The organism is Streptomyces sp. NRRL B-1347 (genome assembly GCF_000720325.1).
Classification (GTDB): Bacteria; Actinomycetota; Actinomycetes; order Streptomycetales; family Streptomycetaceae; genus Streptomyces.
In genome coordinates this window covers 63,246-77,676 of the sequence record NZ_JOJM01000010.1, presented here as the reverse complement: position 1 = coordinate 77,676, position 14,431 = coordinate 63,246, and the positions used below count along the sequence as shown (strand labels likewise).

Genomic DNA, 14,431 nt, shown 5'->3' with positions numbered 1-14,431 from the left:
CAAACGCGAAGGGATACGTCAAACGCGAAGGGTGTCGTGCACGACAAGGCCGTCCACGACGGTCAGGACGACCGGCATGGTGGGGATGTCGTGGGGGTCGGCGGTGAGCAGATCCCCGTCGAGCACGCACAGGTCCGCGACCTTGCCCGGCTCCAGGGAGCCCTTCCAGTCGTCGGCGAAGTCCTGCCAGGCCGCGTTGATCGTGTACGTACGGATCGCGTCGGCCAGGCCGATGCGCTGCTCGGGGCCGCTGACCCGGCCCGCGGCCTTCGATTCGCGCAGCACCATGGTGGCGACGCCCTGGCGCCAGTCCGGGTGCGTGACGGGGGCGTCGGAGCCGCTCGCGACGCGCACGCCCGCGTCGATGGCGTCGCGGTAGGGCCAGGCGTACGCGGCGCGCTCGACGCCGACGAAGTCCTCCTCCATGTCGGCGACGGTCCACTTGATGGTGGGGTTCATGTTGACGCCGAAGTCGTGCGCGGCAAGGACCTTCATGCTGTGCGCGGTGAGGAAGTCGCCGTGGATGATGTAGTGGCGGGCGTCGGGCCGCGGGTGTTCGGCCATGGCCGCGGCGAAGGCGTCCGCGACGGTGTCGCAGGCCCGGTCGCCGGTGACGTGGATGCCCAGCTGGTGACCGGCGACGTGGGCGTGGCGGATGATGGCGTCGATCTCGGCGGTGCGCTCGGTGTCGGTGGCGCCGCTGACGCACAGGGAGCCGCAGCCGCCGCCGACGTACGGCTCGTGCATCCAGGACGTCTTGTTGGGGACGACGCCGTCGGCGAAGACCTTGACGCCGTGGATCGCGAGGCGGCGCGGGTCGGCGTCACCCACCTCGCCGATGGCGGTGAGGGTGCGGGCGAACTCCTCCGCGGTGCTCGCCATCCCGGTGGGCAGGAGCAGGACGCCGACGCGGGCGGTCAGTTCGCCGTCGGCCAGCAGCTGACGGTAGACGTCGAGGGTCTGGGCGCCGAGCGCGCCGCGCATGATGCCGTCGCCCCCGGGGCCGAGCCCGGGTTCGGTGTAGCTGGTGATGCCGGTCCGGGCGAGGGTGGCGAGGGTGGACCGGATCGCGTCGGTCCGCTCCTGGCGGCTGAGCGGCGGCAGCGCGTTCTGGATCAGGGCCTGGGCGCCCTCGTGGAGCAGCCCGGTGGGCTCTCCCTCGTCGTCCTTGACGATGGCTCCGCCGGGCGGGGCGACGGTGTCCCGGTCGATCCCGATGAGTTCCAGGGCCTTGGAGTTGACCCAGGTGGCGTGGCCGGAGAAGGAGTACAGGACGACGGGGTGGTCGGGGCTCACGGCGTCCAGGTCGTGCCGCGAGGGGGTCCGCGACGGGTCGGCGACGCACTCGTCGAGGTAGCCGGGGTCCCAGCCGTGCCCGGTGATCCACTGCCCGTCGGGGGTGCGTCCGACGGCCTCCCGCACCGCTTCCGCGGCGTCCGTGAGGGAGGACACGGCGGGGTGGCCGAGGTCGACGGAGAGCGGCGGCGTCGCCATGCCGAAGGCGCATCCGTGCAGATGGGAATCGTTGATTCCGGGGAGCAGCGTCGCTCCTCGCAGGTCGACGACGCGGGTGTCGGGTCCGATGAGCGGCGCGACGTCGTCCCGCTCGCCGACGGCGCTGATGACCCCGTCGGTCACCGCGAGGGCCGAGGCGATGGAGAACTCCGCATCGACCGTGACCACCTGGCCGCCGAGAAACACCAGGTCCGCATACGTGTCCACAGAGGGTCCTTTCGAGTACCGGGCGCTCTGCGAGCACCCGCGAACGATCTCTCGAGGACTATGGCCGTGCTGCTCTGCCCCGCACATCGGTCATCCAACCGATAGGGGCTCTCGGCGCGGGGAGGACTGGCCAGACGGCGGATCCGGAGGCGGCGGTGCAGGTACGGTCCGCGGGCGACCACCGGCCGGAGCGAGCCGGGGCCGCAGGACACGCATGCGTCGTTCCGCCGTCGGCTGTGCGAGGTCAGCCGACGTCCACCCGTGTCCTGGGCTCGCGCTCCTCCGTGCGCGGCGGCCGCTCGGTTCGCATGGTTCGAGCGGCCGACCGATGTCAGGCGGCGGCCTTCTCATAGGCCTCGCGGATGTTCGCCGGGACGCGGCCGCGGTCATTGACCTCGAAGCCGTTCTCCTTCGCCCAGGCACGCATCTTGGCCGTGTCCTGGCCGGCGCTCTTGCCCTTGCTCACGGGCTGCTTCACGCCGCGGCCGCCACCGGTCTTGCGGCCGCCTTTCAGGTACGGCTCGAGGAGACCGCGCAGCTTGTCGGCGTTCTTGGTGCTGAGGTCGATCTCGTATGCCTTGCCGTCCAGGCCGAACGTCACGGTCTCGTCGGCCGTCTTGCCGTCCAGGTCGTCAATCAGCTTGATTTCTACGCGCTGTGCCATGGTTGTGCCTTCCGTAAAGGGGTTCGCCGATGAGGGGTGGCCCGTCGGCCACCGAGCTTCTCGAGGTCGCTTATCCGCTGACGGTCACGCCGGTCGGTCAGCGCGCTTGCCTGAGTTTCGCACGGTGACGTATGGCGTGTTCGTCCGCATACAACTTCTCGACCCCCCAATCCATTTGGGGATCATCTCAGAGGAATGCGGATACCGCTAGCGGCAATCCTGATGATGTGGAGCCGAGATACTCTCAATCCCCGGGACAACGCCGGTCCTACGGAATCGCTCAGGCGTCCAGCAGGCAACAATCGCCGTCTTCCGGCGAGGGGAGATACGCCGATCAGTCAAGGTCGTCCGGGACCTGAACAGGGCGCGACTCTCCCATGTCAATGAAGAGCGGCTGTCCGCCTTGATGCGCAGATCTCTCATTCGTCTCGATCTCAACGTGTCGATCTCACCGTCTCGATCTCACTGAACGTGCTTGTCCGATCGCACCCCATCAAGGTCACCGTCGACGCGGCTACCTGAGATGTGCGAGAAGCCCGTCGAGTGCCTTGGTCAGGGCTTCGGCGTTGCTCGTGTCGAACCACGTGGTGCGAATGCGCTCGTTGCTTCCGTTCGGCGTCTCGTGGTCGCCCGCGAGCTGCCGCAGAGACCGGGTGTCGTCGTCCAGGCCGCGCCCGACGCCTTGGAAGAGGCTGCGGATGTACCGGGCCGCGCCCTCGGGAGGAATGCCTTGTCGCGAGGCCCAGTCGGTGAGCGTGGCCAGGTACCAGTAATGGACGGTCAGTGTGCCCGTCAGCGTGGAGTAGACGTCGAATGCCGCTTCGTCCACGACCGGCAGCGCCCCGCCCAGGGCGTCGAAGAGGCTTTCCACGGCCGGGCGGGAAGGGTGAATGACGGTGACGGACCGGCGTTCGCGCGCGGCGGGCAGCGGAATGGCGCGCACGACGGGGGCGCCGGTGTCGATGCTCCGGCGCAGCTCGCTGATGCTGACGCCCGCCATGACGCTGATGACGACCTTGTCGCGGTGTCAGTACACACCCGCACGTTCGGGTACCGCTGGGCGAGTTCGGCGGCGGTACGGGCTCCGCGGGGCGAGAGGTGGATCTGCGGGGGCTCCTCGACGCCGTCGCTCAGGCCGGTCACGATGGCACGGCCGATCTCGCCCACGCCGATGATTCCGAGGCCGCCACGGTCGACGAGGGCAGCGGCGGTCCGCTCGGGAGAAGTCCAGCACCAGCCGCCCCCGCAAGCCTCCGGCTTCCAGGAGGCGGTGGGCCCGAGCGGCCTCGGCGGCAGGCAGCACCTCGGCGACCCGCATGCTGAGCACGCCCTCCTCGGCCTGGCGGCGCAGCGCGTCCAGGAGCGCGGTGTCGAACATGACGGCCGACACCACCACGGGACACACCCGGATGCCGCGCTCGGCGGGGCCGGGCCAGCCCCGCAGTTCGGCCAGGGCTCCGCCGTCGGCGATGGCGGGTACGACGTCGGTGGTCTGCGCCGATCCGTCGAGCAGCCCCGGCACGCCGTCCGTGGCCAACTCGCGTACCCGTGTGGGAAATTCGCGCCCTCGCGCCACCACGTGGTCCGCTCCGAAGCCGCGTACCAGGTCGGTGTCGCGCGGGGAGGCATCGGCGATGACGGTCAGCCCGTCGGCCTTGGCCAACTCCACCGCGTACCCGCCGACGGCGCCCGCCGCACCGGTGACCGCGACGGTCCCCCCGCTCGGCACGGCGAGGGCGTCCAAGGCGTGGCGGGCGGTCGCGGCGTTCATCAGCAGGGTGGACGCCTCGGCGAACCCGGCGCCCAGGGGCGCGGGCACCACCGCTGCCGCGGGCACCACGACCTGCTCGGCGTAGGCTCCGCCGTGCGGGCCGGTGAACGGGACCATCGCGATGACGCTCTGGCCGACGGCGAGCCGGTCACCGGTTCCGGGCCCGAGCTGGTCGATGACGCCCGCCGCGTCCATGCCCGGTACGAACGGCGGTTCCATGCCCACCATGCGGACGGCGTGGCCGCCGGTGCGCAGCAGCACGTCGGTCGGATTCACAGCGGCCGCGTGCACGCGGATGCGGACCTCGCCGGGGCCCGCCTTCGGTTCGGCGAGGTCCAGCACCCGCAGGACGTCGGGGCCGCCGAACGCGTTGATCCCTATCGCCCTCACAACACCGGCAACCCGATGGGCCGTTGCTTCATTCCGCGACGGGACGTCCGGTCGGCCCCTCGTGCTGTCAGGCGCGGCAGCGCAGCATCTCCAGCGGCGGGTTGGCGAAGCAGTCCGCCCAGAAATCCGCCCCGAACTCGCGCACGCCGTCGTCGGACACCTTCAGCGGGACCCACGTCACCTCGCTGAATCCGGCCGTACGCAGGCAGTGTTCGTAGACCTCGCGGCGCGGGCAGGCGCCGACGAACGAGACCGGCGGGTCGAGCAACGCCGTGACCCGGACACGGGGCCCGGTCTCGATTTCCTCGCCGGTCGGTTCGCAGAGGAAGCCGTACTTGGCCAGCGAGGGCCCGTCGAAGCGGTAGTCCGGGTTCTGGGCGAACACGAAGAACTCGCCGCCGGGCTTCAGGCTCCGGCGCACGTTGCGGCACATCCGCTCCATGGCGGCGATGTCTTCCGCGTAGTTGAGCAGCTGCACCGCGAGCGCGACGTCGAAGTGCCGCCCCAGGGGCCGTAGTTCGGACACGTCGCCCACCTCGTAGAGCACGCCCAGCGGTTCGCGCTCCTCGAACGCCCGCGCCACGGCGACCATCTCGCCGGAGATGTCGACGCCGAACACCTCCGTGGCACCGCGTCGCTTGACCTCCCTGCTGTAGAAGCCGGTGCCGGAGGCGAGGTCGAGCACTGACTTGCCGCGCACGTCCCCGACCATCTCCAGGAAGCTGGGCACCTCTCCGTACCGCGCCAGCGGCAGGGCCTTGAAGCCCTCGAACGCCTCACCGATCTCGTCGTACTGCTGCACGCTCATCGCGCCGCACTCCCCTGTGTTTCGACATGCCCGCGCCCGCAGCCCCCGTCCTCGGTGCGTGCGTCGCGGCTTCCGTTCGGCAGTCTCTACGGATGGCGGCAGGCTGCCGTATTGGCAGAAGCCACAAAGATCCGGACATCGTCCCGGGCTCCCGTACAGGGTCCGCGGTGACGGTGACGCCGATCCGACCGGGCTAGGGGACGTCGCGCCGGGGGAATGTCAACGCATGGCTCTGACATCGCTGATCATTTCCGCTGCCGCGCTCGCCGGTGTCCTGGTGTCTCTGGTCTACCAGTCCCGCCAGACGAGGATCTCCCAGGACGGAAGCATCCGCGCCTCGCATCGCGAACTGCTGGTCCTCAGCCTCAACGATCCCGTTCTGCGGGCCTGTTGGGGCAGTCCGAGCAACGACCTGCCCGACGACCAGGCGCGCCAGGTCATGTTCGCCAACCTCATTGTCACCTGGTGGCAGACCCAGTACGTACTCAAGGAACTCAGCGAGCCCGAACTGGCGATCAGTCTGGGGACGTTCTTCCGAGGTGAGGTCGGCCGCACCTACTGGAGCCGGGTTCACCGGGGCTGGTGGCGCGTGGCGGAGGCGACGCACTCCAAGCGCAAGAAGCGCTTCGTGGCGATCGTCGACGAGCACTACCGGCTGGCGGTCGGCGGGAACAGCTAGGGCTCGCGTCGCCCGTTCCGCGGTGAAGATCGTTCCATGGCGACGCCACCAGACGGCCCTCTGCGCTGGCCCGACCGGGGCAGGTGTGGGCACATGGCAGGGACGGCGCGGCTGTGCGCCGTCGTCTTCCCGTACGCGTTCCTGTACGCGTTCCCGTACGAAAGGACTGGTCGTGGGCAAGCGTGATCGAGGCCGGGGCGAGGCCTGGCAGGACGAGCAGGCCAAGAAGGCTCTCGCCGAGAAGGAGCGGGCCGAGAAGGAGGCGGCCAGGGCTTCCGAGGCGGACAGCGCCAAGGCACCTCCCGGCCGGAACCCCGGCGTGCGCGAGACACCCGGGGAGTCCGGGCATTCCGGGTAGTCCGCGTCGGCCTTGGTGAGGGGCTCGTGCGTGGCGCGGGCCCCCCATCGGGGGTCAGGGCTCGGTCAGGGCGGTGTCCTCGCCGAGGGTGTAGGCGTCCTTGACCTTCACCTGGGCCACGCCCCGGCCCTCGTCGAAGACGGCGCGCCAGTCGCCGATGACGTGGAGTTCGTCGGTGCCCATCGCGCGGACCACCATCAGGCCCTCGTCGTAGGCCTTGTAGGTCTTCATCCAGAGGTTGGCGAAGGCCTGGGAGCGGATGAGGTGCATCCAGTCGGACCGGTACAGCTCGCGGTTGTAGTTCGACTCCCCAAGGGTCGAGACGAACTTGGAGTACATGGCCTTGACGTACTCCAGCGTCACCTCGTCGTCCTCGGCGATCGCCCGGTCCCGGGCGTCCTTCAGAGCGATGCGGAACTTCTCCAGAAGCCCCTCCGTGGCGCCGGAGGTGAACGACTCGTGGATCTCGGGCGGGTCGCACAGGCCGTACTTGGGTCCGGACAGGCGCAGCAGCAGGCGCAGGGTCGGTTCGGTCACCCACAGGGGGCCGGGTTCGTCGCGGCTGCCGAGCGGGTTGGGGAGTACGTGGTCGTGGTCCCAGGCGGGCGGCGTGATCAGGTGGACTCCGGCTCGGCGCCGGTCGTGGAGGGTGCCCGTGGAGTGCTCCAGCTGGCCGATCGGCAGGTGGGTCTTGAGGGCGGACAGGTACGCGCCGTTGATGTCGAGGGCGGTCACCTCGTGCTGCCCGGCGGGCAGTTCGGGGCGGGTCCACTTGGGGCGCGCCTCCCAGATTTGGTCGGCGCCGCGGGCGCTCTGCCTGCGCAGGATGTCGGGCATCCAGGGGTGGGCGACGATGTCGTAGCGACCGCCGGTGCGGGTGTGGTCGAGGAGCGCCATCGCGTCGGGGATGGCGCGCTTGATCAGGGCCGCGGTGGCCGCCTCGACGTCGCCGTGGTGCTGCGCCATGGTCTCGGCGACGGCCGTGCCGATCAGGTCCGGGGAGTCGGCGGCGGTCTGGGCACGGCGGCCGACGGGGACGACCTTCACGCCTCGGCCCGGGCTGCGGACGGTGCGGGTCGCGGTGCTGGGGGCGTCGCCCGGCTCAGGGGCTGAGGGGGTGGTGTGCGGCGGCCGCGCCGAGGCGTCGGCTGTTTGCGCCGGGCCGCTGGGCGCGGCGGCCCCGCACTCGGCGGCGTCCAGATGCTGGGGATAGCCCTCGACCTGGTCATGGGCGGGCTGCCCGCACAGCACGCACGGCTGCGGCTCGGCGAGTTCGTCCTGTGCCGACTGTGCCAACTGTGCCGACCGGGCCGGGGCGTCGGTGCCGGCGGTCGGCAGCGGTTCGTGGGCGGGGGGCGCCTCCGCAGGCTCCTCGGCGGGTGCGGCGGCGCTCAGCCGGGCCTGGACCTTGTCCTCGGCCTGCCCCAGGAAGTACGCGTACCGGCTGCGGACCTCGCCGCTGGGGTCGCGGCCCGCCTCCCAGCCGCCCACGGTGGACGGGCTCACGGCGAGCGCGCGGGCCACCTGCGCACGGGAGAGGCCCAGCGCCTCGCGCAGCGCGCGGCGTTGCTCGGCCGGCGGCAGCGGAACGGGTTCGGCCGCCGAGGCGAGCAGCGCGTCGATCGCGTCGAAGTCGCTCATGCCGTCTCTCCGTGGGGGTGCAGGGATGCCTTCTCGCCGTGAGGGTGCACGGGAGCTTTCTCGTCGCGGGGGTGCGGGGGCTGTGGGGGCTGCGAGGACTGCGCGGGCCGCGGAGGCTGCGGGGGCGCCTTGAGGTAGGCGATCGGGCCGCCCGACCTCGCCTCCTGGACCCGCGCGCCCAGCAGCGTACGGGTCAGTGCGGCCAGAGCGGGATCTCCGGTCAGGACGCGAGAGCTGTCGGGGTGATCGAGTGCCGTGACGCGCCCGGCGACGCTCGCTTCGAACGAGTGCCGTACGTCCCGCCCTCCGTGCCGGGTGCCACCGCGGCCTCGGACGGCCAGGACCCCGGTCACCCAGCCGGCCACCGCCACGGCCAGGACTCCGGCGGCGACGACCTTGTCCGGCTCGCACCGCCACCACTGGCGGGAGGCCTCGAGGAACTGCTCGTCCGTCAGGTGCGGGGCGTCCCCGATGAACTCCCGGTCGTCGTCCTCGTGCGGCGGCGGCCCGGCGGGCCCGGTGCGCAGCACCGGCAGTTCCCCGCGGGTGACGCTGATCTGCGGGGCGCGGGCCAGGGCGTGGACCCGGGCCGCGGCGAGGTCGGGGAGGAATCCGCTGGCCAGGAGCTTGCCGACCGTGTTCGGTGACAGCCGGAGCACCGTGGCGGCCTGGGGGCGGGTGAGGAATTCGCCTGCCAGGACCTGGGGTGTCGTCAGGGCGACGGACGGCAGCACGGCTTCGGCCTCCGGGTCGAGTGCGGTGAAGCGAGTGTGGTGAAGCAAGGCACAGTGTATTGCTTCACCATGCTCATGGAGCGCGTGCCCCGGCCCGGAGTGACACACGGGCAGAGACGTCGCCCGAAAGGCGACCGACCCACTGGCCCCGACCCACTGGCCCGACCGCCTCTCCATCCGCTGCCCATCCGCCCGTCGTCGGTCCATCCGCCCGTGGCAGGATTCTCCGCCGTGACGAACGCGGCAGGTGACTTCGAGTTGACCATGGATGAGCTGCGCGTCGTGGCGCGCTTCGCGGCGGAGAGCGCGCAGGACGTCCTGTCCGTGTACGAGGACGCCAGCCCCGGCGACGACCGGCCCCGCGCGGCCCTCGATGCCGCGTGGGTGTTCGTGAACGGCGCGCGCAGGACCAAGGTGCAGCGCGTCACCTCCTTGGACGCGCACCGCGCGGCGAAGGACGCTGCCACCGAGGCCGCGCGTCTCGCCGCCCGTGCCGCCGGTGACGCGGCGGCCGCCGCGTACCTTCATCCGATCGCGAAGGCCACCCAGGTGGGCCACATCCTGCGTGCTGCCGCTTGTGCGGCGCGCGTCGCCGAGCTGAACGCGGGCGACGACCCGGACGTCGGCCTCGCGCAGCTCGAGCGGGTGCGGCAGCGCGCGACACCGGTTCTGATCGACGTACTCGGCCGCTACCCTCTCCCGCCGGTCGGCAGGAGCCGCGTCGCACAGCTCATGAGCCTGCTGGACGCCTCGCTGCGTACCACTCGCTAGCGAGTGGCCAACGCCCGCACGTGCGACGGTGCGTCGCCGAGCTACCGGACAGCCTCCACGGGGGCTCGGGCTGAGGTCGAGCCTGATTCGGAAGGCTCCTGCACGCCACTGCTGGTCAGCGGTTCCTGTGTGACGGGGGCCGCGTTGGTGCTCAGCACCTCGCCCTAACACAGCCCTATTTGCCCCCAGCAACGGTCTGCGCCAGGGGCGGAATAGGCCCCTCCGTGATCATTTGTGGCTGGCCAGTTCAGGCCTCACACCACCACCCCCCGTGGCCGCTGCATTCCCCCCGACCCGACACACACCACAGGGGGAAACAGGCGATGATGCGCTCCATCAGACCCGCCGGCCACACCGGCAGATCACGCATGGCGATGACCGCCGTGGCGGCCGCCGTAGCAGTCACCGCCACCAGCCTTGCCGCCTCTCCGGCCGCCGCGGCACCCACCGGCACAACGGCGTCCCGGCCCGGCGACAGCCGTACGGCGGCCGACCTCGGCACACGCCACCCCTACATCAAGACCACCGAGGTCTCCCCGACGATCACCCACTTCAAGGGCTGGTACGTCACCGAGGGCACCACCGGCAACCAGACCGTCACCACCAGCACCCAGACGACCATCACGGTCTCCGTCGGCCTCAACAACAGCATCGAGGGCGGCTTCGCCTCCGAGACCCTCGGCAAGGCCGGCGTGAGCGTGGGCCTGAACGTGAAGGCCGAGTCCTCCTCCACCAGCACCGAGTCCAACTCGGTCGCGTGGAACTTCAACCAGGCCGGCTACTACGGCGTGTACAAGGGCACCAAGAAGGTCACCGGCACATACGGCAGCCTCAACTGCAACCGCGTCCAGCAGAACGACGGCAGCTGGGCGCTGAAATGGATCGAAGGGTCCGAAGGCGGCAGCTTCACCACCTACACCACCCTCGAAGAAGGCGCGGTGGCGCCGACGGCCACGCAGAAACACAACCGCCACACCCAGCCCCCGGCCACCGAACGAGGAGTCTTGAGGACACTGCCCTGCGCGGAGGACGACCTCCAGCGGTTCTACATCTACCGCGACGTACCCGGCAGCCCGAAGATCGGTGTGCAGAACAAGTACACCGGCTCCATGATGGGCCACGACCGCTACGCGGACGGCGAGTTCCTACGCCAGTACTCCAGCGGCAGACAGGACGGCGCGGGCACGTACAACCTGACCACCGTCTGACGGCCCACACCCCGCGAGCGGACCCGCACGAACCCGTGCGTCACGCTGCTGCGCTGCTGCCGCCGCGTCCAGTATGCGCGGCGCGCCGGACGGCGGGGTGAGTTCGGCCGAGGGCGGCGAGCGGCCCCTCTCACGCAGGGCGCGGGTGAGAGGGGCCGACGCGTGGGCTGTCAGGCGCCGTTGCGGGGCCTGTCCGTCGCGGCTACTTGCAGACGGTGCCGTCGGCCGGGGCCTTGCCGTCGATCAGGAACGTGTCGATCGCCTTCGTGGCGCAGCGGTTCTCGCCGTAGGTGCCGTGGCCCTCGCCGTCGACGGTCAGGTTGACGCCCACGCCCTTGCCCAGCTGCCGTGCCATGCGCCGGGCGCCTTCGACGGGCGTGGCCGGGTCGCCGGTGTTGCCGACGACCACGATCGGGTCGGCGCCGGGCGCGGCCACCTCGGGCTTGTCCGCCGTGCCGCGCACCGGCCACGCCGAGCAGCCGAGCAGGCCGTCCGCCATGGACGGGCCGAAGACCGGCGAGGCCTTCTCGAAGGCGGGCCGCTGCGCGTCCGCGTCGGCCCGGGTGTGGCGGCTGCGGGTGTCGGCGCAGGTGATCGCGGTGTTCGCGGCGTACATGTTGCTGTAACGGCCCTTGTCGTCGCGGCCGTTGTAGGAGTCGGCGAACATCAGCAGGTTGTTGCCGGTGCCGCCCTGCATCGTCTCGCCCAGGCTCTGCGCCAGGGCGTCCCAGCCCTCCTCGCCCGCGTACAGGGTGGCTCCGATGCCGGTGAGGGCGAGTTCCTTGGTGAGCTTGCGGCCGCTCTCGGTGGACGCGGGCTTCTTGTCGAGCTTGGCCAGCATGGCGTTGACGCGCCGGTTGCCCTCGGCGGCGTTCTTCCCGGTCGGGCAGTTCTCGGTGTACTCCTTGGCGCAGTAGGCCATGGCGGACTCCAGGGCCTTCTGGAAGGCCTTGGCCTGGGCGAGGCCCGACTGCAGCGGGTCCTGGCTGGGGTCGACGACCGCGTCGAAGACGGTGCGGCCGACGTTCTTCGGGAAGAGGTGCGCGTAGACGCCGCCGAGTTCGGTGCCGTACGAGATGCCGAAGTAGTTCAGCTTCTTGTCGCCGAGCACCTGGCGCATCAGGTCCATGTCGCGCGCGGTGGTGGCGGTGCCGACGTGCGGGAGCACCTTGGCGGAGTTCTTCTCGCAGGCCCGGGTGAGCCGCTTGGCGTCCTTGAGCGCGTCCCCGCTGCCCGGGTCGGTGTCGAGGGTCTTGTCGTCCAGGCACTTGACGGCCGTGGTGTTGCCGACGCCGCGCGGGTCGAAGCTGACCAGGTCGTAGGAGGCGTTGAGCTTGGTGTAGTCCTCGGCGGCCTGCGGGAGGGTGGCGACGCCGGAGGCGCCCGGGCCGCCGAAGTTGTAGACGAGGGAGCCGATGCGCCGGTCGGCGTCGGTGGCCTTCTTGCGGATGAGGGCCACGCCGACGGTCTCAGCTTTGGGCTTGGCGTAGTCGAGCGGCGCTTTCATGGTGGCGCACTGCCATCCCTTGCCGGGCGCCTCCGCGGTGCCCTGGGCGGCGGACGGCGCGGGGCAGGTGCTCCAGGACAGCCGCTGGCCGGTGAGGGCCGCGGGCAGCGCGGACTTCCCCCCGCCGGATCCCCCGGCGGACTTCCCCGTGGCGGACGGGGTCGTGGTGGCCGTCCGCCCGTCCTTGCCCGCGTCGTCGTCGGACCCGCCGCCGCAGCCGGCGAGGGCGGGGATCGCGAACAGCGAGGCGGCGGCCAGCACCGCGGTGCGACCCGGACGTATGGGGTGGGGCATGCTCTGACTCCTACCGATATCGGTCATGTGAGAGTAAATGGTGAGTAAAGTCGGCTGTACTTTACCCAGTGCCTCATCGTGACCGTCCCCCACCCCGGCGGGGAACCCTCATCCAGCGTTTCCGGCACGGACGGGGAGCGACAGCGCACCCGCCGCGGGACCCTGAGTCCCATGGCGGGTGCGCTGCCCCTATGGTCACTGCCCTACTTGCCGCCGCCTTCCGCGAGCGTGTGGGCGACGAGGGCGTTCGCGTGTCCGTGGCCGAGTCCGTGCTCGGTCTTGAGCCAGGTGACGAGTTCCATGTGCTTAGTGAGGGGCGAGGTGCGGATGAGGTCCTGCCAGTCCGCGATCGGGCGGCCGTACTTCTTCTCGATGGAGGGGAAGTAGCTCGCCGGGCCCTTGGGCGTCTGGGTCATTGCGGTGTCCTGTCTCTGGTGGCGGATGCGGGTTTCGATGACGGGCGGGTGACTACGCCCTGGCCAGGCGCGCGGTGACCGCGGCAAGCCCCAGCAGGCCCAGACCGGCGCCGACGGTGAAGGCCACGACGGTGACGGAGGAGCCCGCGAAGCCCGCGAGTACGGCGACGGGCGCGAGGCGGCTCCCGACGGCCCATCCCCGGCGCCCGTCCGCGGCGAAGTACCGGGCCAGGACGGAGAAGGCCGCGCACAGGGCGAGGTAGCCGACCATGCCGCTGAGCATGTGCAAGGTGCCGTGCCAGCTCATGGAGGTGGCCCGGGCGTCGGGGGCTCCCGCGGGGAAACCGGCGCCGGGGTCGGCGGTGAAGACGGCGGACAGCAGGAACGACGCGCCGAAGACGGCGGTCAGCCGCGGCGCCCACACCCCGCCGGGCTTCCCGTGCAGCACCCGGCGCATGCCGATGGCACCGGCGATGACCAGCACGCCGGTCAGCACGAAGCTCGTCACCTGGATCCAGCCCGGGCCGCCGAGGCTCAGCTGGCTGATCGCGTTGCGGGTGAAGTCGAAGCCGTCACGGGTGAGGCCCTGGATCAGGCCCGCACCCAGGAACAGCGGCCCTGCCACGACACCCCCGGCCAGAAGCGTGCGGGCCGGTACCGAGGTGGCGGCGGCAGGAGCGGTGGCGACTGGAGCTTCGATCGTGTGCGTCATGGCGCGATCCCCCAACTGGAACTAGACGGTTCAGTACTCCTCGCGGTGCAGGCGCTACAGTAGCCAGATCAGAACTAGACTGTCCAGTACTGAAGGGAGTCGGGATGGAAGCGAACGAGCAGAGCCGGTCGGCCCGCAAGCGCAGGGCGATCATGGACGCCGCGACGCGGGTCTTCGTCGACAAGGGCTACTCGGGCACGAGCATGGACGACATCGCGAAGCTGGCGGCCGTCTCCAAACAGACGGTCTACAAGCACTTCGCCGACAAGGAGAAGCTGTTCGCCGAGATCGTCCTGGCCACCACCGACCGGGCCGACGCCATGATCGACCTGGTGGCCGACATCCCGGCCGACGCCGACCGCCTGGAGGAGAACCTCACCCGGCTCGCCCGGCAGTTCCTCACCGCCCTGACCCAGCCCCAGGTGCTCCAGCTGCGGCGCCTGATCATCGCCAACTCCGACACCTTCCCCGAGCTCGGCGCGGCCTGGTACGAGCAGGGCTTCGAGCGCGTCCTCGCCACCCTCGCGGCCACCTTCCGGAAGCTGGCCGACGAGGGGCTGCTCCGGATCGACGACCCGCTGTTGGCCGCCAACCACTTCTCCGGCCTGCTGCTCTGGATCCCCGTGAACAAGGCCATGTTCCACGGCGGACCGCGGCACACCCAGGACGAGCTCGACCGCTACGCCACCGCGGGCGTCACCGCCTTCCTCGGCGCCTACCGCTGAGGACTCCCGACGCCCGGCGTTCTCCCGTCGC

Annotated in this window: 14 protein-coding genes and 1 pseudogene; 5 read left to right on the top strand and 10 right to left on the bottom strand. The window is 70.8% G+C overall.

Going from position 1 to position 14,431, the window contains the following annotated elements; translation table 11 throughout:
- Positions 1-18: 18 nt before the first annotated feature.
- The 5 genes and pseudogenes from IG74_RS0112340 to IG74_RS0112320 all read right to left on the bottom strand — a co-directional run bounded on the left by IG74_RS0112340 (position 19) and on the right by IG74_RS0112320 (position 5,355).
- Positions 19-1,722 carry an amidohydrolase gene (locus IG74_RS0112340; protein ID WP_030674341.1) on the bottom strand — a complete coding sequence of 568 codons (1,704 nt, stop codon included), beginning with the start codon at positions 1,720-1,722 and terminating at the stop codon, positions 19-21.
- A 331-nt stretch (positions 1,723-2,053) separates the two neighbouring features.
- Complete coding sequence (locus IG74_RS0112335; RefSeq protein WP_030674339.1) at positions 2,054-2,386, bottom strand: histone-like nucleoid-structuring protein Lsr2; 333 nt, start codon at positions 2,384-2,386, stop codon at positions 2,054-2,056.
- Positions 2,387-2,900: 514 nt separating this feature from the next.
- Positions 2,901-3,386 carry a hypothetical protein gene (locus tag IG74_RS45810; protein WP_078868737.1) on the bottom strand — a complete coding sequence of 162 codons (486 nt, stop codon included), beginning with the start codon at positions 3,384-3,386 and terminating at the stop codon, positions 2,901-2,903.
- A 219-nt stretch (positions 3,387-3,605) separates the two neighbouring features.
- Positions 3,606-4,547 (bottom strand): annotated as a pseudogene (locus IG74_RS0112325) (NADP-dependent oxidoreductase); the annotation flags it as partial.
- A 67-nt stretch (positions 4,548-4,614) separates the two neighbouring features.
- Positions 4,615-5,355, bottom strand: a complete 741-nt coding sequence (locus IG74_RS0112320; protein WP_030674336.1) for a class I SAM-dependent methyltransferase — start codon at positions 5,353-5,355, stop codon at positions 4,615-4,617.
- A 226-nt stretch (positions 5,356-5,581) separates the two neighbouring features.
- Here IG74_RS0112320 and IG74_RS0112315 point away from each other — a divergent pair, with 226 nt between their 5' ends.
- Together IG74_RS0112315 and IG74_RS0112310 are read left to right on the top strand one after the other, a co-directional pair.
- Positions 5,582-6,034, top strand: coding sequence for a DUF6082 family protein (locus IG74_RS0112315; protein WP_030674332.1), 453 nt, complete (start codon positions 5,582-5,584; stop codon positions 6,032-6,034).
- 172 nt (positions 6,035-6,206) lie between these two features.
- The gene (locus IG74_RS0112310) at positions 6,207-6,392 is read left to right on the top strand and encodes a hypothetical protein (protein ID WP_030674328.1); all 186 of its coding nucleotides are present in this window, start codon (positions 6,207-6,209) and stop codon (positions 6,390-6,392) included.
- A 54-nt stretch (positions 6,393-6,446) separates the two neighbouring features.
- Here IG74_RS0112310 and IG74_RS0112305 read toward each other — a convergent pair whose 3' ends face one another.
- Entirely contained in the window at positions 6,447-8,033 is a 1,587-nt protein-coding gene (locus IG74_RS0112305) for a helix-turn-helix domain-containing protein (protein ID WP_030674325.1), read from the bottom strand.
- On the bottom strand, positions 8,030-8,815 hold the full coding sequence (locus IG74_RS0112300; protein ID WP_051854820.1) for a hypothetical protein: 786 nt from the start codon (positions 8,813-8,815) through the stop codon (positions 8,030-8,032). The genes IG74_RS0112305 and IG74_RS0112300 overlap by 4 nt, the downstream gene beginning before the upstream one ends.
- 183 nt (positions 8,816-8,998) lie before the next feature.
- Between IG74_RS0112300 and IG74_RS0112295 the strand changes: the two genes are divergently transcribed.
- On the top strand, positions 8,999-9,538 hold the full coding sequence (locus tag IG74_RS0112295; protein ID WP_030674321.1) for a putative immunity protein: 540 nt from the start codon (positions 8,999-9,001) through the stop codon (positions 9,536-9,538).
- 368 nt (positions 9,539-9,906) lie between these two features.
- Positions 9,907-10,746: a hypothetical protein gene (locus IG74_RS0112290; RefSeq protein ID WP_199818821.1), complete on the top strand. Its 840-nt coding sequence runs from the start codon at positions 9,907-9,909 to the stop codon at positions 10,744-10,746.
- A 202-nt stretch (positions 10,747-10,948) separates the two neighbouring features.
- Here IG74_RS0112290 and IG74_RS0112285 read toward each other — a convergent pair whose 3' ends face one another.
- From IG74_RS0112285 to IG74_RS0112275, 3 genes are all read right to left on the bottom strand, one after another.
- Positions 10,949-12,547: an alpha/beta hydrolase gene (locus IG74_RS0112285; protein ID WP_030674317.1), complete on the bottom strand. Its 1,599-nt coding sequence runs from the start codon at positions 12,545-12,547 to the stop codon at positions 10,949-10,951.
- A 203-nt stretch (positions 12,548-12,750) separates the two neighbouring features.
- Positions 12,751-12,963: a DUF4287 domain-containing protein gene (locus tag IG74_RS0112280; protein ID WP_030674315.1), complete on the bottom strand. Its 213-nt coding sequence runs from the start codon at positions 12,961-12,963 to the stop codon at positions 12,751-12,753.
- Between the two features lie 52 nt (positions 12,964-13,015).
- Positions 13,016-13,675 (bottom strand): DUF998 domain-containing protein, encoded by a 660-nt coding sequence (locus tag IG74_RS0112275; RefSeq protein WP_030674313.1) that lies wholly within the window; start codon positions 13,673-13,675, stop codon positions 13,016-13,018.
- A 104-nt stretch (positions 13,676-13,779) separates the two neighbouring features.
- On the opposite strand from IG74_RS0112275, the gene IG74_RS0112270 reads away from it, so the two are divergent.
- On the top strand, positions 13,780-14,400 hold the full coding sequence (locus tag IG74_RS0112270) for a TetR/AcrR family transcriptional regulator (protein WP_030674310.1): 621 nt from the start codon (positions 13,780-13,782) through the stop codon (positions 14,398-14,400).
- Positions 14,401-14,431 lie beyond the last annotated feature (31 nt).

Excerpts from the sequence above, each read along its gene's own strand:
- IG74_RS0112290 (WP_199818821.1), top strand. The coding sequence starts at position 9,907 with ATGGCGATGACCGCCGTGGCGGCCGCCGTAGCAGTCACCGCCACCAGC.
- IG74_RS0112275 (WP_030674313.1), bottom strand. The coding sequence starts at position 13,675 with ATGACGCACACGATCGAAGCTCCAGTCGCCACCGCTCCTGCCGCCGCC.
- IG74_RS0112305 (WP_030674325.1), bottom strand. The coding sequence starts at position 8,033 with ATGAGCGACTTCGACGCGATCGACGCGCTGCTCGCCTCGGCGGCCGAA.
- IG74_RS0112280 (WP_030674315.1), bottom strand. The coding sequence starts at position 12,963 with ATGACCCAGACGCCCAAGGGCCCGGCGAGCTACTTCCCCTCCATCGAG.
- IG74_RS45810 (WP_078868737.1), bottom strand. The coding sequence starts at position 3,386 with ATGGCGGGCGTCAGCATCAGCGAGCTGCGCCGGAGCATCGACACCGGC.
- IG74_RS0112320 (WP_030674336.1), bottom strand. The coding sequence starts at position 5,355 with ATGAGCGTGCAGCAGTACGACGAGATCGGTGAGGCGTTCGAGGGCTTC.
- IG74_RS0112315 (WP_030674332.1), top strand. The coding sequence starts at position 5,582 with ATGGCTCTGACATCGCTGATCATTTCCGCTGCCGCGCTCGCCGGTGTC.
- IG74_RS0112270 (WP_030674310.1), top strand. The coding sequence starts at position 13,780 with ATGGAAGCGAACGAGCAGAGCCGGTCGGCCCGCAAGCGCAGGGCGATC.
- IG74_RS0112335 (WP_030674339.1), bottom strand. The coding sequence starts at position 2,386 with ATGGCACAGCGCGTAGAAATCAAGCTGATTGACGACCTGGACGGCAAG.
- IG74_RS0112285 (WP_030674317.1), bottom strand. The coding sequence starts at position 12,547 with ATGCCCCACCCCATACGTCCGGGTCGCACCGCGGTGCTGGCCGCCGCC.